The organism is Cellulophaga baltica (assembly GCF_018861125.1).
Lineage (GTDB): Bacteria > Bacteroidota > Bacteroidia > Flavobacteriales > Flavobacteriaceae > Cellulophaga > Cellulophaga baltica_A.
The window spans coordinates 224,841-245,762 of the sequence record NZ_JAHKQN010000005.1 but is presented as its reverse complement, the minus strand read 5'-3'; the positions used below and the strand labels follow the sequence as shown (position 1 = coordinate 245,762).

Below are 20,922 nucleotides of genomic sequence, written 5' to 3'. Positions count from 1 at the left end.
TATCAACGAAAAGGTGCTTAACCTAAAATCATTCCGGCAATAGTAGCAGAAAGTAACGATGCTAATGAACCACCCAAAACAGCTCTGAGTCCGAATTCAGATAAGGTTTTACGTTGGTTAGGAGCTAATGATCCAATACCACCAATTTGAATACCAATTGAGGCGAAGTTAGCAAAACCACATAGCATATAAGTTGCCATAATTACAGATTTGTTATACGTAAAATGAAGTCCGTTTGAAGCATCTTTTAAATCTGATAGTTGTATGTAGCCTATAAACTCACTTGCTGCTAGTTTAATACCTAGTAATTGTCCCATTAACATAACATCTTCTTTCGCAATACCAATTAACCACATTAAAGGGGCGAAAATGGTTCCTAAAATAGATTCTAATGATAGTTTACTATACGATGAGTTTTCGGCAATCCAAGGGTTAATGTGTGTAACATCGCCGATAGAACCAAAGATCCAGTTAATCATTGCAATAAAGGCTACAAAAACCAATAACATTGCACCAACGTTTACAGCAAGTTTTAAGCCTTCAGTAGTTCCGTTAGCGATAGCATCTAATATATTTGATCCTATTTTTTCGGTAGATACATTTACATCAGTATTTACGGTTTCTGTTTGTGGATATAATATTTTTGAAATTACAATAGCACCAGGTGCTGCCATTACAGATGCTGCTAATAAATGTTTTGCGAATTGTAAACGTAATACCTCATCATCACCACCTAAAAAACCAATGTAAGCAGCTAGAACAGCTCCTGCTACAGTTGCCATACCACCAATCATTACCAAAAGAATTTCTGACTTATTCATTTTATCTAAATAAGCTTTAATTAATAATGGAGCTTCTGTTTGCCCTAAAAAAATATTGCCTGCAACACTTAAACTTTCCGCACCTGAAATACCTAATGTTTTAGTAAGTAATGAAGCCAATACTTTTACTACTTTTTGAATAATTCCTAAATAAAATAAAACAGATGTTAAAGCAGAGAAAAAGATAATTGTTGGCAGTACTTGAAAGGCGAAAATAAAACCGAATGTATCCATGTCAACCACTAAACCTTCAAAAAGGAACTTGCTACCTGCGGTGGTGAACTCTAATATTTTTACAAATAGTTTTCCAATTTTATCAAATATATATTGAATAAAAGGTACTTTTAATACGCCTATAGCTATTACAAGTTGTAGTATTAAACCAATACCTACTGTTTTCCAGTTGATGGCTTTTCTGTTTGCACTAAACAAAAAGGAAACTAATATTAAAACAGCCATTCCTAGAATACCTCTAAAAAGACTATTTATTGAAAAACCTTCGTTTGGTTTTATTTTGGTTACTGCGATATCATTTATGATGGTAGTAGTATCAACGTTATTTTTAACTTCTTCTGAAACTGTAACAATTTCGTTGTTTAAATCTTGACCAAATATCGGACTTACTAATAAAAGTGCTAGTAACACAAACCAAAAGCTGTTTTTCATCAATGTAATTTTATATTAATATGTGTAGCAGTATCATAATTTGATGAGCAATACAAGATTGTGTTGCTTATGATTTCTACTTGATTTTAAGAAAACGAATTATTCGCGTTTTGATATTTCGTCTCTTAATTTGGCAGCCTTTTCGTAATTTTCATTATTAACTGCATTTTCTAATTCTTTGTATAGTTCTTCAGTAGTAAGTTCAGAATATCCATCGGAAGCAGAACCGGTAATTTCAACCGTTTCACCTTCTTGTAATATTTCATTTACCATAATACTATCGTCAGCATCGTCATCTTCCTTTTCTTTTGATGAGAATTTCAAGAATATACCAGCTTTATCTAATATGTTTTTGTAAGTAAATATTGGTGCATTAAACCGTAGAGCTAAAGCGATAGCATCACTAGTACGAGCATCAATAATTTCTTCAATTTTGTCTCTTTCGCAAATTATGCTTGAGTAGAAAACACCATCAACAAGTTTGTGAATAATCACTTGTTTAACTACGATGTCAAAACGATCTGCGAAATTTTTAAAAAGATCATGAGTTAATGGGCGGGGAGGTTTAATTTCTTTTTCTAATGCAATAGCAATAGATTGTGCTTCAAAAGCACCAATAACAATTGGTAATTTTCTATCACCTTCAACTTCGTTTAATATAAGGGCATACGCACCGTTTTGCGTTTGACTGTATGATATTCCTTTTATTTTTAACCGTACTAAGCTCATAAATGTTTTTAAACCACTAGGGGCTGTTTAAATAAAAAGGGATGCCCAATTATTTAAACAGCCCCTATTAAGTGGCACAATTTAGCAATTTTTAAGCGTTTTGAGCTTTAAATTCTTTTAATTTTTCTGTTAGTTGTGGTACAACCTCAAAAGCATCGCCTACAATACCATAATCAGCAGCCTTAAAAAACGGGGCTTCAGGATCATTGTTTATAACAACTTTTACTTTTGATGAGCTCACGCCTGCTAAATGTTGAATTGCTCCAGAGATACCAATAGCAATGTATAGGTTACTTGCAACAGGTTTCCCAGTTTGACCAACATGTTCTCCGTGTGGTCTCCAACCTAAATCAGATACAGGTTTAGAACAAGCGGTAGCGGCACCAAGTACTTCGGCTAAATCTTCAATCAATCCCCAGTTTTCTGGTCCTTTTAAACCACGACCACCAGATACTACAATATCGGCATCTGCAATAGTAGCTTTACCAACTACTTTATCTATTTCAATAGATTTTATACCAAAATCCGCATCTGAAACAGAAGCACTAAAATCTTCCACTGAGGCTTCTATTTTGTTTTCAGCAATACCAAAAGCATTGTTTGATACTCCTACAATTTTTATATCGGTATTAATTTCTGATAAAGCAAAGCCTTTGTTGCTAAATGCTGTACGTTTTACAACAAAAGGAGTAGTGCTTTCAGGTGCAGCAACTACATTAGGTATGTAGCCTGCTTTTAAATATCCTGACAATAAAGGTGCAAGAAATTTTGTATCTGTACTAGAGCTTAAGATGATGACTTTAGCGTCTTCTTTTTCAACAACTTGCTTGATGCTATTTGCATAAGCCTTTGCATTAAAAGTACTTAATGTATCGTCACTTATATTAATTACTTTAGATACTCCGTATTCACCTAAACTTTCTTTATCAGTTGCGTTAAATGATACAGCAGTAGCTGTAGTTCCCATTTGTTTTGCAACTTCAGTAGCATATGAAGCTACTTCAAAAGCATTTTTTTTAAACTTACCGTTTTCAGATTCTGTATATACTAAGACTGACATATTTTTGTTTTTTTAATTTGAGATAATTTTTATATTACTTTGGCTTCGTTGTGTAATAACGTTACTAATTCATCAACTGAAGAAGCAAGTTTTACAGCTCCTTTAGCTACAGGTTTCTCAAATTTGGTGTCATTTGTAGCTGTTAAACCGTCAACAGGTTCAACAACAGTTAATGTTTTCTTACGTGCCATCATAATACCACGCATGTTTGGTATTTTCAAATCTTTTTCTTCAACTAATCCTTTTTGTCCACCTATAATTAGAGGTAAGGTAGTTGATATTTTTTCTTTACCACCGTCAATTTCACGAACAGCAGTGGCCTTTGTCCCTTCAATTTCAAGACTTTCGCAAGTATTTACAAAGTTAATATCAAGCAAACTAGCTATAATGCCAGGAACCATTCCTCCGTTATAATCAATTGATTCTCTACCGGCAATGACTAAGTCGTAGCCGCCATTCTTTATTATTTCAGAAAGTTGTTGAGCTACAAAAAAACCATCTGTAGGTTCTGCGTTTATACGAATCGCTTCATCTGCTCCAATAGCAAGAGCTTTTCGCATTGTAGGTTCAACAGAAGCAGGACCCACAGTAGCAATGTGTACCGTAGCGCTTTGTTTTTCTTTAAACCACATTGCTCTAGTAAGCCCAAACTCATCGTTAGGGTTTATGACAAATTGTACACCGTTAGTGTCAAATTTAGTATCTCCATCGGTAAAGTTTATTTTGGATGTTGTATCCGGAACATTGCTTATGCAAACTAATATCTTCATTATTTTGGGTATTAAATTTTCAATAATGATGCTAAGATAGCCAATATTTTTCAAATTTACTATGCATGCATAGTAAATTTTATAACTTTTTTTGATTGTAACTAACATTGATATGACAGATATTTTCCTATTTTTGTGTTCGCTTTTAGAAAAATAATTTAAGAAACTCTGTTTAAATGAAAACAATACAATTTAGGGAAGCTATTTGTGAGGCAATGTCCGAAGAAATGAGAAAAGACGATTCTATCTATTTAATGGGTGAAGAAGTCGCAGAGTACAATGGTGCATATAAAGCCTCAAAAGGTATGTTAGACGAGTTTGGTGCAGATAGAGTAATTGATACTCCTATTTCTGAACTTGGTTTTGCTGGTATTGGGGTAGGTTCTGCAATGAATGGTAATAGACCAATTATTGAATTTATGACTTTTAACTTTGCCTTAGTTGGTATTGATCAAATAATCAATAATGCGGCAAAAATTCGTCAAATGTCTGGCGGGCAGTTCAATTGTCCAATAGTCTTTAGAGGCCCAACAGGTTCTGCAGGTCAACTGGGAGCAACACACTCACAAGCTTTTGAAAGCTGGTTCGCAAACTGTCCTGGTTTAAAAGTGATTGTACCTTCTAATCCAGCCGATGCAAAAGGTTTATTGAAAGCAGCGATTAGAGACAATGATCCTGTTATTTTTATGGAGTCTGAGCAAATGTATGGTGATAAAGGTGAGGTTCCTGAAGGAGATTATATAGTGCCAATAGGTGTTGCCGATATTAAAAGAGTAGGTACTGATGTAACTATTATTTCTTTTGGTAAAATTATTAAAGAAGCTTACAAAGCGGCAGATCAATTAGAAAAAGAAGGTATTAGCTGTGAAATAATCGATTTACGTACAGTAAAACCATTAGATTACGAAGCGATACTTACATCTGTTAAGAAAACAAACAGAATGGTTATTTTGGAAGAAGCTTGGCCTTATGGTAATGTTGCTTCTGAAATTATATACCACGTTCAATCAAATGCATTTGACTATTTAGATGCTCCAATTGAAAAAATAAACACTGCAGATACTCCTGCACCATATTCTCCAGTATTATTGGCAGAATGGTTGCCTAATTACGAAGATGTGATTAAATCTGTAAAAAAGGTGATGTATAAATAGCCTTTTTAAATTTACAACATAGCTAAACAGCTTTATTGACAATATTTTGTTAATAAAGCTGTTTTTGTTTTAAGAAACATTTTTCTTGTAATAAGTGTTTGTACTTTTGCTTATTAATTCCACATTTTCAATGGTCTAATGAATAAAATATTTTTTCTATTATTATTTTTCACAAGTTTTCTTTTTTCTCAGACAAAGGTAGGTGGTGTTGTAAAAGATGAAACGGGGGCTCCTGTTGCTTTTGCGAATGTTTTATTCAAAAACTCTACCATAGGTACCATCACTAACGATGATGGTGTTTTTTACTTAGAAGCAGATCAAACATTTGATACTTTAGTAATTTCATTTGTAGGTTTTGAAACTCAAGAAATAGCTTTGACTCAAAAAGTGTCTTACAATATGGATATTGTTTTGGCAGAAGGACAAGGTGAGCAGTTAAAAGAGGTGGTTATAATATCTGGTAAACAATCTAAAAAGAATAATCCAGCGATTGATATATTAAGAAAAATCTGGGAAAGAAAAAGACAAAACGGGGTCAAACTTTTTAATCAATACAATTACGAAAAGTACGAGAAAATAGAGTTTGATTTAAACACTATTGATAGTGCCTTGATTAATAGCAAAATGTTTAATGGTCTTGAGTTTGTTTTTGATGATCTTGATACTTCAAGGGTTACCGGTAAAACATATTTGCCAATATTTTTAAATGAAACAGCATCAAAAGTATACGGCGATAATATTAAAAATACAGAAAGAGAAAAGATATTAGGAACTAAAAATTCAGGGTTTACCAATAATCAATCATTAACTGCTTTTGTTGAAGATTTGTATTCTGATTATGATATCTATGATAATTACATGAAATTCTTTGATAAGAGTTTTACGAGTCCGCTATCAAAAACAGGAATAGATGTTTATAATTATGCCTTAACGGATAGTGCTTATATTGATAATAAGTGGTGTTACAATATTGTATATTATCCAAGGCGTAAAAATGAATTAACTTTTAAAGGTAACTTCTGGGTAAATGACTCTACTTATGCAATTAAGGATATCAATTTAGCCGTAACAAAAAGTGCAAATATAAACTGGGTAAAAGAGATTTATATTGAGCAAGAGTTTGAGGTTGTAAGTGATTCTGTATTTCTTTTAAAACGTGATTATATGCTTAGTGACTTTAGTTTCTCTAAAAAGGAAGAAGCTAAAGGTATTTATGGTAAGCGAACAACGGTTTACGATAATTATGTTTTTGACGAAGTTAAAGATGACAAGTTTTATAAAAATTTAGCGAACCAATTTGATGGCGGTGTTGTAGACCGTGATAGTGTTTTTTGGCAAAATAATAGACTTGAAGCCCTAAATAAAGATGAAAAAGGAGTTTACAAACTATTAGATACCTTAAAAACGGTCCCTAAGTTTAAAAGCTACTATAATATTATCAGTATTTTAGGTTCTGGTTATGTTGAAATTGATAAGTGGAATATAGATATTGGTGATGTATATAGCATTTTTGGTTATAATGAGGCTGAAGGTATACGAACCAGAATGGGTGCGCGAACGTATTTTGGGCAAAATGATCCATGGCGTATAGAGGGTTATTTAGCTTATGGTTTTGGCGATGAAAGGGTAAAACATGGTATATCGGGTAAATGGCTGTTAGATAAGAAAAGCAGATTAACGATATCTGGTGGTAATAGAAAAGATGTTGAACAGTTAGGAATTAGCTTAACCTCAACAAATGATGTTTTGGGTAGGAGTACGGCATCATCAGCTGTGTTTTCAGTTGGTTCTAATAATAAGTTGTCAAATATTGATTTAACTACTTTTGCTGTTGCGGTAGAACCTTCTAATAATTTTAATGTAAGGGTTGGTGGATCTTTTAGGAAGTTAAGTTCTGCACTGCCAGAAGATTTTAGTTTAGATTATATAGACCCAACTTCGCCTACTGGTATTTCATCTGAAATAAAACAGTTTGATTTATCAACTACTTTGTTATACACCCCAGGTAGAAGGACTATAGGTTATGGTGTAGAACGCCAAAATATAAATGACACTTATAGTACCTTGTTTTTTAAATATACTAAGGGTGTGAAAGATGTTTTTGAAAGTGGTTTTGATTATAGTAAGGTGCAATTTTCGTACACACAACCTTGGCAACTAGGTGGTTTTGGCCGGTTATATAGTACTGTTGAAGTTGGTAAAACTTTTGGCGAAGTTCCTTTAGGTTTGCTAAATGTTATACCGGGTAACCAAACATTATTTTCTATCTACGGAACATTCCCTAATTTAAATTTTTATGAGTTTGTGACAGATACTTATGCTTCGGTGCATTTTGAACATAATTTCAATGGTCGTATCTTTTCAAGAATTCCGATTATTAAAAAATGGAATCTTAGAGAATATGTTGGCTTAAGAGGTGTTTGGGGTCAGTTGTCTGATGAGAATATAGCTTTAAGTAGCCCTACAAATATACCTTTACTTGCGCCAGACGATAATATTTATTGGGAATACTCGTTTGGTATTGGTAACATATTTAAGATATTTAGAATAGACTTTAATTTCAGAGGAAATTATTTAGATAACCCCGATGCAAGACCTTTTAGTGTAACTGGTTCTTATGGGTTTAAATTTTAGAAGGCTACGTTGTACTACACCGTTTTCGTAAAATATTTTGACTTATTTTAGTTCAATTCTTAGGTATTTAAAGCATGTAAATAAATAATTGAAGTATCTTTGAGAAGATAATTTTAGAGTAATATTATGAGTAATAGCAAAGACATTACATTCGATGTTTTAATCGAAATTCCAAAAGGGAGTAGAAATAAATATGAGTATGATTTCGATCTACATAAGATTAGATTTGATAGAATGCTTTTTTCTTCAATGATGTACCCTGGTGATTATGGTTTTGTGCCTGAAACTTTGGCTTTAGATAGTGACCCGTTAGATGTTTTAGTTTTAGGGCATCAACCAACATATCCAATGGTAGTTATGGAAGTGCGACCAATTGGAATTTTTCACATGACTGATGAAAAAGGACCAGATGAGAAAGTTATCTGTGTACCGGTATCAGATCCAATTTGGAGTAATAACCGTGATATAAGTGACTTAAATCCGCATAGATTAAAAGAGATTGAGCATTTCTTTAAAGTTTATAAAGATTTAGAAAAGAAAAAAGTTGATACAGGTGGATGGAGTGATGCAGATAAAGCAATCGAAATTTACCATGAGTGTGTTGAGCGTTACAACCAAAGCGAGCATAAAAAGAAGAATACATTCAAGATCTAATAAAACTCGTGTTTGTAAAATAAAAAAAAGTCATGCTAATTAGCATGACTTTTTTTGTGAGTCATATTATTAAGTCAATTCTTAAAGCTATGATAACAGGTTAAAAAATGATTGTTAATTAATTGCTGATATTTTCAAGTGCAAATAGCTGTTTTTTAGCTTGATTTTTTATACTATTATACTATGAAATTGTTTAAGAAAGATCCTTTACAAATAATCACTTTTGATTCTTACGGCACCAATACCCATCTTTATTTAAGAGGAAGGGCGTTAGAGGATGAATCTATTAATTTAGATAGTAAAGGTTGGTTTCATTTGTTTTTAAATTCATGGAAACGAATGGAAACAGATGAAATTAAACATGCAAATATCAATGTGTTATTGCCTAATGGCGAAATTTTTAAAACTACAACAGATAATCATGGCTATTTTAAAATAGCCGTTGAGGTTAAAAATTTAAAAACTTATATTGATGATGAAGGTTGGGTGAATTATCATGTTTCTTATGCAGATTCAAAGGTTAAAAGAACCATCCAAAATGAGAATAAGTTTCCTGCAAAAACATTAATTCCATCAAAGAAAGCTTGTTTTGGTGTTATTAGTGATATTGATGATACTATTCTGCATACGGGTGTAGTGTCAACTTTAAAATGGAAGGTTTTAATTAATACAGCATTTAAGGCGGTAAAAAAACGATTGCCTTTAAAAGGAGCTTCTGAACTTTATAATTTATTACATAACGGTAAAGATGGTGACAACGCAAATCCTATTTTTTATGTGAGCCATAGCCCTTGGAATTTATATAGGTATTTAAACTTATTTTTAGAACAGAATGATTTTCCGGAGGGTCCAATATTATTGCGTAGTATGCAATCTTTTTTTAAGAGAAAAAATACGGGCGATAAGCCTCAAAAACAAATTGAGATTTTAAATATTTTAAAAACTTACCCTAATCTGCCTATGATATTAATTGGTGATAGTGGTGAGCATGATGCTGATATTTATAAAGAAATAGCAGAGTTATTTCCTGATAGGATAGCGGCTATTTATTTGCGAAGTGTAAATCATAAAAAAAGAATGATAAGGGCAAAAGGTGTTTTTAGTGATTATAAAACAACACCAATTTTATTTGTTGAAGATAGTATTCAGGCAGTTGCTCATGCAAAAAAAATGGGATTTATATAAATTACAAAGTCTTCTATTTATAACTTTATTCTTTAATCGTTGTACTACATATTATCAAAGCAATAATTTTTATCAGTTTTAGTTGTAATTATTATGACAATAACTAAGATCAAATTATTATTCCTTTTACTACAAATTTTTTTCGGAACAAACTTAGTTGCACAGCAGCTTACAGTGCCATATACATTTGAAAATAACTCAGAATATGCTGATGGTGAAATTTATATAGGCTTAGTAGGTAAATTTGGTGAGACGGGTGATGTTTGGATGCGATTAACGGATAGTTCTCTGCAAGAAATGAATGCAGACGATAATACAGTTCCGGGCCCAGAATGGAGTACGCCTTCTGATTGGTTATACCCTGATATATTTACGAAGCTGAGTGATATAGATGAAAAAACTATTCAAATCCCTCAAGGGTTATATGCTTGTAGAATTTTCATTTCTTTTGAATCTCCAATGTATTTACGCTTTCATGAAACTGGTGGTTATGCAGGTGCAAATTTAAATTCAGATACAGACCCAAATGATGGAATTCGTTGGGAGATAGTAGAATTAACTTGGGGGGATTCTGGTTTATGGACAAATACAAGCCGTGTTGATGCTTATCAATATCCAATGGCTTTAGAAGTGAATGGCTATTCTGGAGGTCTTGAAAGTGATAGTTATGAAGAGTCTTATAGTATAGCAACAAGTGGAAGTGGTACTGCGGAGTTTAAAAAAATAGGGGAACTATTATCTCATCAAGATATTTTGGAAAAGTGGGATGAAGAGGTTAGTGATTCGTATTTAGTAGCTAAAACCATAAAGACACACTCCTATGATGGGGAGCCAATAATAGAACAACCTTCAAAAGTAGCTGAATTTTCTGATGATGTTTTAGATGATTATATTGATGAAATTTGGGATACTTATAGTCAGCATGATTTAAATATTAATATTGGAGATCGTGGAACTTGGGTTGGTCGTGTGAATTCTGATGGTGAATTTAAATTTACAGATCCTGCAGATGGTACTATTGCAACAATTTATTGGAAACCGAGTACTGTAGATGCGTTAGAAGGTTCGGGCTCTTTAGCGTATACACCCTATGATGCTAGCGAAAATGTAGAAGCTTATAATGAAGATTTAATGATACAAGCTCAAATTTCTGCAGCAATAACTAGACATGCTATTTATACTGATATTATTGATGAAACAATACAGTATTCACATGATGCTTCGCGTTATTTTATTTATAGTCCTTACAACGAGTATGTAAAATATTTTCATGATAATGAAGTAAGTTATGATTCTAAAACATATGCTTTTGCTTATGATGATGTTGGTGATCACTCTTCAACAATTCAAACAACATTTCCTATAGATGTCAAAGTTATTATTGGTGGTTATGGTGATAATGGTTTTATTGAAATAACAGAAGAAAACGAAGAATTTGAAGATAATTTAGAAAACACATTAGCTATATACCCTAACGCTACAAATGGAGTAAACCCTCAATTGGTTGGTTTTGAAGGTGAGGTTTATGTTAGTATCTATGGTTTAGACGGTATGTATATTAATTCTGAATTGGTAAGTGAAGAAGATTTGTTTACTATTGAAACCATTGGTTTGGCTACAGGAGTTTATTATATAGTTGCATATCAAAAAACAGGTTTAACAAGAAAAACTTTTAAGCTACTAGTTAATTAAGGTTTATTCTGTAAATATTAGAATAAACCATTTATTTCTGCATCAATTTTATTAATTATCACACCTAAATCTTCAGGATTATCAACAAAATCTAAATTATCTACATCAATAATTAACAGTTTTCCTTTTTCATAACTTTGAATCCAAGCTTCATAACGTTCATTAAGTCTACTTAAATAATCAATAGAAATTGTATTTTCATATTCGCGACCACGTTTATGAATTTGGTTTACTAAATTGGGTATCGAGCTTCTTAAGTAAATCAATAAATCTGGTGGTTGTACTAACTTTTGCATTAATTCAAATAAGCTTGAATAATTTTCAAAATCTCTATTGGCCAAAAGTCCCATCGCATGAAGATTTGGAGCGAAAATATATGCATCCTCATAAATAGTACGGTCTTGAATAATATTTTTGCCCGTTTCTCTAATTTCTAAAATTTGTCTAAATCTTGAATTTAAAAAATAGATTTGAAGGTTAAAACTCCAACGTTCCATTTGATTATAAAAATCATCAAGGTATGGGTTGTCAACCACATCTTCAAAATGAGGTTCCCAATTAAAATGTTTAGAAAGTAATTTGGTTAAAGTAGTTTTTCCTGCCCCAATATTTCCGGCAACCGCAACATGCATAATGATTTTTATTTAAAATTTTAATAATAAAAGGGGAACACAAGATACGATGTTTATCGGCTTGTGAAAAAAATACACCCTAAAATTTGATGTAGATTTTCGATTGTAAAAATAATTACTTTTTTTCATTTTAATTTTAAACCATATGAGTTTTTTGTAGTCATATTATAACATTTAATAGTTATAAATATGAAAAAAGGAACATTTGTAGTGGTTGTTTATATGCTTTTTGTTGCATTGGGCTACGCGCAAGATTTTCAGGGCAAAGCGGTTTATCAATCTAAAACATCAATGGCAGATTTTGATTTTGGAGGTAGGCAAATGTCCGAAGAACAGAAGAAAAGAATTTTAGCGCGTATTAAAAGTAATTTAGAAAAAACTTTTGTATTAACTTTCGATAAGTCTACAGCGTCATATTTAGAAGAGGAAAAATTGGAAGCTCCTAGCGCAAATGGTGGTGGCGGTCGCGGAAGATTTGGTGGTTTTAATACTTCTGGTAAACTATATAAAGACTTGCAAACAAAGACGTATACAAATCAAAAAGAAATGGTTGGTAAGTTTTTCCTTATTCAAGATGATTTAGAAACATTTAAATGGACAATGGGTAGTGAGACTAAACAAATAGGAAACTATTTATGTTATAAAGCAACTACGACAAAAACAGTAAGTGCTTCAGATGCTACAGCTTTTAGAGGTCCACCTAGAAGAAATGAAGATGAAGATGAAAATGAGGAGAAAGAAGAGGAACCTACAGAGGTTGAAGTTACTGCATGGTTTACACCAGAAATTCCTATTAGTCAAGGTCCTGGTGAATACTGGGGATTACCAGGGTTGATTTTAGAAGTAAGTGCAGGAAAAACAATTGTTTTGTGTACAAAATTAGTTTTAAATGCAACTGATAAAGAAGAAATTAAGTTTCCTACTAAAGGTAAAAAAGTAACTCAAGCGGAGTATGATGAAACCTTAACTAAAAAGATGGAAGAGTTGAGAGAGAGATTTAGAGGAGGTAACAGAGGAAATGATAGAGGGCCACGTTAATGAGTTTACAATTTAAAAATATAAAAGGAACGCTGATAGCGGTACTTTTAATAAGTTCGTTTTTTTCATATGCTCAAAATATTACAATTACGGGTGTAGTGAATGATAGTTATGGAGTTGGTTTAGAAATGGCCAATGTTGTTGCGGTAAATCAAGAGACTAAAGCCTTAGATGGTTTTGGCATAACAAATTCAAAAGGGCAATATAAAGTAAGTGTTAATGCTAATGCAACCTATAGCCTTAAATTTAGCTTTATAGGTTTTCAAACTAAAGAATTATCAATACAAGTTGGAGAAAGTGATATTACACGTAATATTGAACTTGATGAACAGTCAGAAAGTTTAGATGAGGTTGAGGTGGTTTATGAAATGCCTGTAACTATTAAAGGTGATACTATTGTTTATAATTCAGATTCATTTTCTACAGGTACTGAAAAGAAACTTGAAGATGTGCTTAAAAAATTACCAGGTGTGGAGATTAATGACGATGGTGAAATTGAAGTAGAAGGAAATACAGTTACCAAGGTAATGGTAAATGGAAAAGATTTTTTTGATGGTGATTCAAAATTAGCAGCTAAAAATATACCAGCAAATGCCTTAGATAAAATTGAAGTTTTAAGAAATTTTACTGAAGTTTCACAACTGAAGAGTGTTACGAACAATCAAGATAATGTTGCTATAAATATTAAGCTGAAAGAAGGAAAAGAGAAATTCTGGTTTGGTGAAGTTACAGCTGGTGTTGGTCCTGATAGCCGTTATTTGGCACATCCTAAATTATTCTTTTATAGTCCTAAATTTAGTTTAAATGTACTTACGGATATAAATAATATTGGGGAAATTTCATTCACTTCACGCGATTATAGAAATTTTACGGGTGGTTTTAGAAGTAGAACTAGTAATACAGGTACAAGCTTTACGGTTAGTGAAGGTGGATTAGGTTTATCTACATTGCAAAACAATAAAGCAAAAGAAATAAATACAAAGTTCGGGGCAGTAAACTTTAGTTATGCGCCAACAGAATCATTAGATTTGAGTGGTTATGCAATATACTCTTACAGTGATACTGATATGCAAACGATAGCTTCAAAAACATATACGAGTAGTGATGTTCAAGAGTCAACTACTACGGGTACAAATCAAAAATCACATATTGGTTTATTAAAATTAGGAGCCGCATATAACCCTAATGCTAATTTGCAATTGGAATATGAGATAATGGGTAAGTTTTCTGATGAAAATGAAGATGTTGATGTGCTTTCTGTTTCTGATGTAACAGATCAAATTTTTGAAACTAAAAAACAAACACCAACTCAAATTAAGCAGAATGCAAATGCATATTATACTATAAATGAAAAAAATATTTTTGCTTTTGAAACTGAGTATTTAATTCAGAATGAAGATCCTTTTTATAATGCAATTCGTGATGAGCAACCTTTCGCAAGTATTATTCCTTTAGATGATACGCAATCTAACTTTAATATTAATCAAGATAAAAAGGTAAAAACAAATAAGTTTGATTTTAAATCAGATTATTATTTAATTACTGGTCCTAAAAGTAATTTGAATTTCACATTAGGTGCAACACAAAGTAAGCAGACATTTAATTCATACATATTTCAAATTTTAGATGATGGTTCAGAACTTGATTTTGAAGACTCAGATTTAAATAATGACGATGTTGACTTTACTTTTTCTGATGTGTATTTAGGTTTTCATTATAAGTTAATAGCAGGTAAGTTTACGATTAATCCAGGGGTTATTGCACATAGTTACACGGCTAAAAATGAACAATTGGGAGGAACAACTACTGATGATTTCTTAAATGTGGTGCCAGATTTATTTGTGAATTTTCAATTAAAAAGTTCAGAGAGTATTCGTTTTAATTACACTGTAAATCGTCAATTTTCAGATATAGAGAAATATGCAAGCGCTTATATTTTTAGTAATTATAATTCTATTTACCGTGGTAATAGCGATTTAGAAAGTGCTTTGTATCATAACTTATCACTTAACTTCTTTAGCTTTAATATGTTTAACATGCAGAATATATTTGCAAATGTTAGTTATAGTAAGCGTATAGATGCATTTAAAAATAATAGTGAGATTATTGGTATTAACCAGGTTACTTCAACTATAAATTCTAATTTAGAAGATGATGTGTTATCTGGTTCGGCTAATTTTCAAAGAACGTTTGGGAAAATTAAAGTAAGTACTAGAGCATCACTGTCCTATTCAAACTTAAATAATATTGTTAATGATGAGCCAAGTGTGTCTGAATCATTCACACAAAGTTATAAAGCATCATTGGCAACGAGTTTTAAAAATGCACCAAATATCGAGTTAGGGTATAACTATTCAATTAACGATTATAATAATGGAGGTACAGAGTCTACATATTTTACAGAAACACCATATGCTAGATTTGATGCGGCTTTTTTAAAGAATTTTATTTTCTTGGCAGATTTTGATTATTATAGTTACTATGATGATGCTGATACAATTGATAATAAATATGGTTTTTTAGACACAAGTTTATCATACCAAAAGAAAGATAGTAAATGGGAATATAGTATTGAAGTAACTAACTTATTAGATAACCAAGAAATAAATCAAGATAGTTATAATGAGTTATATTTTAGTACTTCAATGTATGTAGTACAACCAAGATATACGATGTTAAAAATAAAATACGAGTTGTAAAAACAAATTCTTGTTAAAGGATTTTTCAAATCAAATCATTTCTTATACTTTTGTGCCAATAATAATTGGAGGAAGGATTTGACTGATTGCAACCTCATTAAAAATGCTAAAGCAGTTGTGACTAAAACTATAATTTTAGTCACGTCTTCTTTTGCACAACCTGTCAAGTCCATTCTAGCAAAATAACACCAGTAATGGCATATTTATTTACATCAGAATCAGTTAGTGAAGGACACCCTGATAAAGTAGCAGATCAAATTAGTGATGCATTATTAGATAATTTTTTGGCATTTGACCAAGAGAGTAAAGTAGCTTGTGAAACATTAGTAACTACAGGTCAAGTAGTTTTAGCCGGTGAGGTTAAAAGTGATACCTATTTAGATGTACAACAAATCGCAAGAGATGTGATTAATAAAATAGGATACACAAAAGGAGAATACCAATTCAGTGGTGATTCTTGTGGTGTAATATCATTAATTCACGAACAATCAAAAGATATTAGTCAAGGTGTAGATCGTGGTTCAAAAGAAGAGCAAGGTGCAGGAGACCAGGGGATGATGTTTGGGTATGCGACTAAAGAAACTGAGAACTACATGCCTTTAGCATTAGATATTTCGCATAAAATATTACAAGTCTTAGCTGACTTACGTAGAGAAAGTGATGAAATTACGTATTTACGCCCTGATGCTAAAGCACAAGTAACTATCGAGTATAGTGATGATAATGTACCACAACGTATTGATACTATTGTTGTATCAACACAACATGATGGTTTTGATGCTGATGATGATAAAATGTTAGCTAAAATTAAAGAAGATATTGTAGCTATTTTAATCCCTCGAGTAAAAGCCCAATTACCAGAACATATTCAAGAGTTATTTAATGATGCTATTACATACCACATAAACCCAACAGGTAAATTTGTTATCGGTGGGCCACATGGTGATACAGGTTTAACAGGTCGTAAAATTATTGTTGATACTTATGGTGGTAAAGGTGCTCACGGTGGTGGTGCATTTAGTGGTAAAGACCCTAGTAAGGTTGATAGAAGTGCAGCTTATGCATCACGTCACGTCGCTAAAAATTTAGTAGCAGCTGGTGTTGCTGATGAAATTTTAGTACAAGTAAGTTATGCAATTGGTGTTGTTGAACCAACATCAATATATGTTGATACTTATGGCACAGCTAAAGTAAAATTAAATGATGGTGAAATTGCTAAAAAAGTAGCATCATTGTTTGATATGCGTCCGTTTGCTATTGAAGATAGATTAAAATTACGTAATCCTATTTACTTAGAAACTGCAGCTTACGGTCATATGGGTAAAGAACCAGTAACAGTAACAAAAACTTTTGAATCACCTTACAATGGTAAAGTAGAAAAGGAAGTTGAGTTATTTACTTGGGAAAAATTAGACATGCAAGATGAGGTTAAAAAAGCCTTCAATCTATAATACATAACATTTTTGAAATTTTATAAAAAGAACCTTAACGGGTTCTTTTTTGTTTTACTAAATTTAGGCTGCTAATAAATTGAAAATATGAAAAGTAAAATTTGGTTACTCGCTCTTGTTTTAATTGTTTTTTCGTGTAAAGATAAAGTTGAGATTACAAGCGACAAAATCGCTACAGATGAAACTGCTAAAGTTGAGAATACTTATGTAGCAGATAATTATACTAAAAGCGAAGTTGATATAACAATGAGAGATGGCGTTAAGCTTCATACTACGATTTATACTCCAAAAGATACTTCAAAGAAATACCCAATTATAATGCAACGAACTCCATATAGTTCTAAGCCATACGGAGAAGGTAAGTTAAAAACAAAAATTGGACCCAATACGCATCTTATGAAAGAAGGGAATATTATTGTTTATCAAGATGTTCGTGGGCGTTGGTTAAGTGAGGGGCACTATGAAAATATGCGTGCTTACATACCTAATAAAAAATCAGATAAGGATGTCGATGAAAGTTCTGATACCTATGATACAATTGATTGGTTGGTTAATAATGTTGAGCATAATAATGGTAATGTTGGTATTTGGGGAATTTCTTATCCTGGTTATTATTCTACATATGCAACTGTAGATGCGCACCCTGCTTTAAAAGCAGCGTCGCCACAAGCTTGTATCGGTGATTTCTTTTTTGATGATTTCCACCATAACGGAGCTTATTTGTTAAGTTATTTTAGAGCAACATCACTTTTTGGTACTGAAAGACCAAATGGAGATAAACCAACTGATACGGCATGGTACACATTGCCTGAATTGCCATCAGAAGATCAATATCAATTTTTTCTAGATGCAGGACCTTTAAAAAACTTAAATTCCTTTTTTCAATATGGAACGAAGGATAACCCTAGGGTAGGAACAGATGATATGGTTGATGATTTTTTCTGGAAAGAGTTAATTGAACACCCTAATTATGATGAGCTTTGGAAAAGTAGGGGTTTAATTCAGCATTTGAAAAATGTAAAACCTAGTGTAGCAACTATGATTGTTGGTGGTTGGTTTGATGCTGAAGATTTATATGGTCCATTAGAGACTTATAAAAATATTGAAAAGTATAATAAAGATAATTATAATACAATGGTTTTCGGTCCATGGGATCATGGCGCTTGGGCACGTACTAGAGGAAAAAATATAGTTGGTAATTATTATTTTGGAGATTCAATTTCTGAGTTTTTTCAAGAAAATATAGAAACTAAATTTTTTAATCATTTCCTAAAAGGGAAAGGTGATTATAATAGTGATTTGCCTGAGGCTTATGTTTTTGATACAGGAAAAAAAGACTGGAAAACGTACGATAGCTGGCCACCAAAAGGAGTGGTTAAAGAAGAATTTTTCTTGTCAGATAATCAAGTTTTGAGTGAGGATAAAAAAGAACAAAAAGGGATTAGTTTTGTAAGTAATGTCAAAAAGCCAGTCCCGTATTCAGAGGATATAAAATCGGTATTTACACCAAGAAAATACATGACAGACGATCAGCGCTTTGCGGCACGTCGTTCAGATGTTTTAGTTTATGAAACAGAAGTTATGGAGGAAGATCTAACATTAGCAGGCGATATTTTAGCGAAATTGAAGGTCGCAACAACGGGTACGGCAGCTGATTGGATTGTAAAAGTGATTGATGTGCACCCAGCCGATGAGCCAACTGTTGAAGAGATGCAAGGTCATTTAAAAATGAGTAATTACCATATGATGGTAAGGAGCGAAGTGTTGCGTGGTAGGTTTAGAAATAGTTTTAGTGAACCAGAACCTTTTGTTTCAAATAAAAAAACTGAAGTAAATATTAAGTTACAAGATGTTTTTCACACCATTAAAAAAGGACATAAACTTCAAATACAAGTACAGAGTACTTGGTTTCCTTTAATAGATTTAAATCCGCAGACCTATGTAGATAATATTTTTAAAGCGGATGCTTCTGATTTTAAAACGCAAACACATACAGTGTTTACAGATTCTAGTATAGAATTTTCGGTCTTAAAACCATGATTAAGAGATGTTAATAAATAAAGATATATCATTTTAGGTATTGGTAAATAGTAGAAATTAAAAAATAGTTGTCTATTATTTGGAATATAAAAATTTCCATACCTATATTTGCACCTTATAAGTTCAAACACGTATTGAATAGTTATCAAGAAAGGCGGAGGGAATAGACCCATTGAAACCTTAGCAACCCTTTGCACATTGCAATGAAGGTGCTAAATTCTACCAAAATTTGCAGTAATGCATTGGCGGCAGATAACGAAAATCAATTGCTTATTCTAGCGATTGAAAATTTTCTTCTTAATAACTTTTTGATTTTTTGTCTATTGCAATCCTAAGTTGGAGTAATGACGTTTGGCTTTTTTAGTTTAAAAATTAATTTAAAAAACAAAAAAATCATGAGTGATCAAAAATTTTCAACTAACGCCTTACATGCTGGGCATGACACAACGCAAACATCAGGAACAAGAGCGGTGCCAATTTACCAATCTTCTTCGTATGTATTTAATGATACTGATCATGCCGCTAATCTTTTTTCTTTAAAAGAACTTGGGTTTATTTACACACGTTTAAATAATCCAACAAATGAAATTTTACAAAACAGATTAGCAGCTGTTGAAGGTGGTGTAGGTGCAGTTGTTTTCGCATCTGGTACTGCAGCAATTTCTACGGGTTTGTTAACTTTATTAAAAGCTGGTGATCATATTGTAGCTTCGAGTAGTTTGTATGGTGGTACGTTTAATTTACTAAATGTAACCTTGCCACGTTTAGGTATTGCAACAACTTTTGTTGATGCTTCAAATCCTGAAAATTTTGGTAAAGCAGTGCAAGATAATACAAGAGCAATTTTTGTAGAATCTTTAGGTAATCCCAAATTAGATGTGCTGGACTTGAAAGCAATTTCAAAAGAAGCAAAAGCGGCACAAGTACCATTTATTGTTGATAATACAGTTGCCTCTCCGGCATTATTAAATCCAATTGAGCATGGAGCGAACTTGGTAATCCATTCTTTAACTAAATATATTGGTGGTCAAGGTAACTCACTAGGTGGTGCAATTATTGATGCTGGTACTTTTGACTGGACTAATGGTAAATTTCCTGAATTTACAGAGCCTTCTGCTGGGTATCATGGTTTGGTGTACAGTCAAGCATTAGGAGCTGCTGCATTTACATTTAAATTGATTTTAGAAGGTTTGCGTGATTTTGGTGGAGCTTTGAGTCCGTTCAATGCTTTTCAAATTATTCAAGGTCTCGAAACTTTAAACGTTCGTATCAAACAACATAGTGCGAATGCATTAGAATTGGCAACTTGGTTAGAGGCAAGAGATGAGGTTGCATGGGTTAATTATCCAGGGTTAAAGAGTAGTGAATATTACGATTTAGCAAAAGAATATTTACCAAAAGGACAAAGTGGAATAGTAACTTTTGGAGTAAAAGGTGGTTTTGAAGCAGCCAAAAAGGTAACAGATGCAACTGAAGTATTTTCTTTATTGGCAAATATAGGAGATACAAAATCTTTAATAATTCACCCAGCAAGTACAACACACCAACAATTAACTGTAGAACAACAAGATAGTGCTGGTGTTGGACAAGATTTAATTCGTTTGTCTGTTGGTTTGGAAGATATTGAAGATTTAAAAGCTGATTTAGAAAACGCTTTTAAATCACTTTAATAAGATTAAGTTTATCAATTTGAGTAT

Annotated in this window: 15 protein-coding genes and 1 riboswitch; of the genes, 10 read left to right on the top strand and 5 right to left on the bottom strand. The window is 32.3% G+C overall.

The features are described from left to right. Positions 1–17: 17 nt before the first annotated feature. The 4 genes from KO500_RS01800 to KO500_RS01785 all read right to left on the bottom strand — a co-directional run bounded on the left by KO500_RS01800 (position 18) and on the right by KO500_RS01785 (position 4,046). Positions 18–1,487, bottom strand: a complete 1,470-nt coding sequence (locus KO500_RS01800; RefSeq protein WP_215954783.1) for a NupC/NupG family nucleoside CNT transporter — start codon at positions 1,485–1,487, stop codon at positions 18–20. Between the two features lie 99 nt (positions 1,488–1,586). Next, positions 1,587–2,216 (bottom strand): bifunctional nuclease family protein, encoded by a 630-nt coding sequence (locus KO500_RS01795; protein ID WP_215954782.1) that lies wholly within the window; start codon positions 2,214–2,216, stop codon positions 1,587–1,589. A gap of 91 nt (positions 2,217–2,307) precedes the next feature. Then, complete coding sequence (locus tag KO500_RS01790) at positions 2,308–3,276, bottom strand: electron transfer flavoprotein subunit alpha/FixB family protein (RefSeq protein ID WP_215954781.1); 969 nt, start codon at positions 3,274–3,276, stop codon at positions 2,308–2,310. A 29-nt stretch (positions 3,277–3,305) separates the two neighbouring features. Continuing rightward, entirely contained in the window at positions 3,306–4,046 is a 741-nt protein-coding gene (locus KO500_RS01785) for an electron transfer flavoprotein subunit beta/FixA family protein (RefSeq protein ID WP_215954780.1), read from the bottom strand. A 176-nt stretch (positions 4,047–4,222) separates the two neighbouring features. Between KO500_RS01785 and KO500_RS01780 the strand changes: the two genes are divergently transcribed. From KO500_RS01780 to KO500_RS01760, 5 genes are all read left to right on the top strand, one after another. Further along, entirely contained in the window at positions 4,223–5,200 is a 978-nt protein-coding gene (locus tag KO500_RS01780; protein ID WP_215954779.1) for a pyruvate dehydrogenase complex E1 component subunit beta, read from the top strand. A gap of 138 nt (positions 5,201–5,338) precedes the next feature. Next, positions 5,339–7,834, top strand: a complete 2,496-nt coding sequence (locus tag KO500_RS01775) for a DUF5686 family protein (protein WP_215954778.1) — start codon at positions 5,339–5,341, stop codon at positions 7,832–7,834. A gap of 126 nt (positions 7,835–7,960) precedes the next feature. Continuing rightward, entirely contained in the window at positions 7,961–8,488 is a 528-nt protein-coding gene (locus KO500_RS01770; protein WP_215954777.1) for an inorganic diphosphatase, read from the top strand. Between the two features lie 183 nt (positions 8,489–8,671). Continuing rightward, complete coding sequence (locus KO500_RS01765) at positions 8,672–9,673, top strand: App1 family protein (RefSeq protein WP_215954776.1); 1,002 nt, start codon at positions 8,672–8,674, stop codon at positions 9,671–9,673. Positions 9,674–9,766: 93 nt separating this feature from the next. After that, entirely contained in the window at positions 9,767–11,365 is a 1,599-nt protein-coding gene (locus tag KO500_RS01760) for a beta-1,3-glucanase family protein (protein WP_215954775.1), read from the top strand. Positions 11,366–11,382: 17 nt separating this feature from the next. Here the strand turns inward: KO500_RS01760 and KO500_RS01755 are convergent, their stop codons facing one another. Next, entirely contained in the window at positions 11,383–11,997 is a 615-nt protein-coding gene (locus KO500_RS01755) for a deoxynucleoside kinase (RefSeq protein WP_215954774.1), read from the bottom strand. 189 nt (positions 11,998–12,186) lie between these two features. Here KO500_RS01755 and KO500_RS01750 point away from each other — a divergent pair, with 189 nt between their 5' ends. The 5 genes from KO500_RS01750 (at position 12,187) to KO500_RS01730 (ending at position 20,895) form a co-directional block, all read left to right on the top strand. Then, positions 12,187–13,035, top strand: coding sequence for a GLPGLI family protein (locus tag KO500_RS01750; protein ID WP_215954773.1), 849 nt, complete (start codon positions 12,187–12,189; stop codon positions 13,033–13,035). Continuing rightward, positions 13,035–15,734 carry an outer membrane beta-barrel protein gene (locus KO500_RS01745; RefSeq protein ID WP_215954772.1) on the top strand — a complete coding sequence of 900 codons (2,700 nt, stop codon included), beginning with the start codon at positions 13,035–13,037 and terminating at the stop codon, positions 15,732–15,734. Before KO500_RS01750 ends, KO500_RS01745 begins: the two co-directional genes overlap by 1 nt. Before the next feature lie 194 nt (positions 15,735–15,928). Next, complete coding sequence (metK, locus tag KO500_RS01740; RefSeq protein WP_215954771.1) at positions 15,929–17,185, top strand: methionine adenosyltransferase; 1,257 nt, start codon at positions 15,929–15,931, stop codon at positions 17,183–17,185. 87 nt (positions 17,186–17,272) lie between these two features. After that, positions 17,273–19,225, top strand: coding sequence for a CocE/NonD family hydrolase (locus KO500_RS01735; RefSeq protein WP_215954770.1), 1,953 nt, complete (start codon positions 17,273–17,275; stop codon positions 19,223–19,225). 139 nt (positions 19,226–19,364) lie between these two features. Beyond that, positions 19,365–19,484: riboswitch (SAM riboswitch) on the top strand. A gap of 136 nt (positions 19,485–19,620) precedes the next feature. Continuing rightward, complete coding sequence (locus KO500_RS01730; protein WP_215954769.1) at positions 19,621–20,895, top strand: O-acetylhomoserine aminocarboxypropyltransferase/cysteine synthase family protein; 1,275 nt, start codon at positions 19,621–19,623, stop codon at positions 20,893–20,895. The last annotated feature ends 27 nt before the right edge of the window (positions 20,896–20,922 follow it).

Excerpts from the sequence above, each read along its gene's own strand:
- KO500_RS01800 (WP_215954783.1), bottom strand. The coding sequence starts at position 1,487 with ATGAAAAACAGCTTTTGGTTTGTGTTACTAGCACTTTTATTAGTAAGT.
- KO500_RS01795 (WP_215954782.1), bottom strand. The coding sequence starts at position 2,216 with ATGAGCTTAGTACGGTTAAAAATAAAAGGAATATCATACAGTCAAACG.
- KO500_RS01790 (WP_215954781.1), bottom strand. The coding sequence starts at position 3,276 with ATGTCAGTCTTAGTATATACAGAATCTGAAAACGGTAAGTTTAAAAAA.
- KO500_RS01785 (WP_215954780.1), bottom strand. The coding sequence starts at position 4,046 with ATGAAGATATTAGTTTGCATAAGCAATGTTCCGGATACAACATCCAAA.
- KO500_RS01780 (WP_215954779.1), top strand. The coding sequence starts at position 4,223 with ATGAAAACAATACAATTTAGGGAAGCTATTTGTGAGGCAATGTCCGAA.
- KO500_RS01775 (WP_215954778.1), top strand. The coding sequence starts at position 5,339 with ATGAATAAAATATTTTTTCTATTATTATTTTTCACAAGTTTTCTTTTT.
- KO500_RS01770 (WP_215954777.1), top strand. The coding sequence starts at position 7,961 with ATGAGTAATAGCAAAGACATTACATTCGATGTTTTAATCGAAATTCCA.
- KO500_RS01765 (WP_215954776.1), top strand. The coding sequence starts at position 8,672 with ATGAAATTGTTTAAGAAAGATCCTTTACAAATAATCACTTTTGATTCT.
- KO500_RS01760 (WP_215954775.1), top strand. The coding sequence starts at position 9,767 with ATGACAATAACTAAGATCAAATTATTATTCCTTTTACTACAAATTTTT.
- KO500_RS01755 (WP_215954774.1), bottom strand. The coding sequence starts at position 11,997 with ATGCATGTTGCGGTTGCCGGAAATATTGGGGCAGGAAAAACTACTTTA.
- KO500_RS01750 (WP_215954773.1), top strand. The coding sequence starts at position 12,187 with ATGAAAAAAGGAACATTTGTAGTGGTTGTTTATATGCTTTTTGTTGCA.
- KO500_RS01745 (WP_215954772.1), top strand. The coding sequence starts at position 13,035 with ATGAGTTTACAATTTAAAAATATAAAAGGAACGCTGATAGCGGTACTT.
- metK (WP_215954771.1), top strand. The coding sequence starts at position 15,929 with ATGGCATATTTATTTACATCAGAATCAGTTAGTGAAGGACACCCTGAT.
- KO500_RS01735 (WP_215954770.1), top strand. The coding sequence starts at position 17,273 with ATGAAAAGTAAAATTTGGTTACTCGCTCTTGTTTTAATTGTTTTTTCG.
- KO500_RS01730 (WP_215954769.1), top strand. The coding sequence starts at position 19,621 with ATGAGTGATCAAAAATTTTCAACTAACGCCTTACATGCTGGGCATGAC.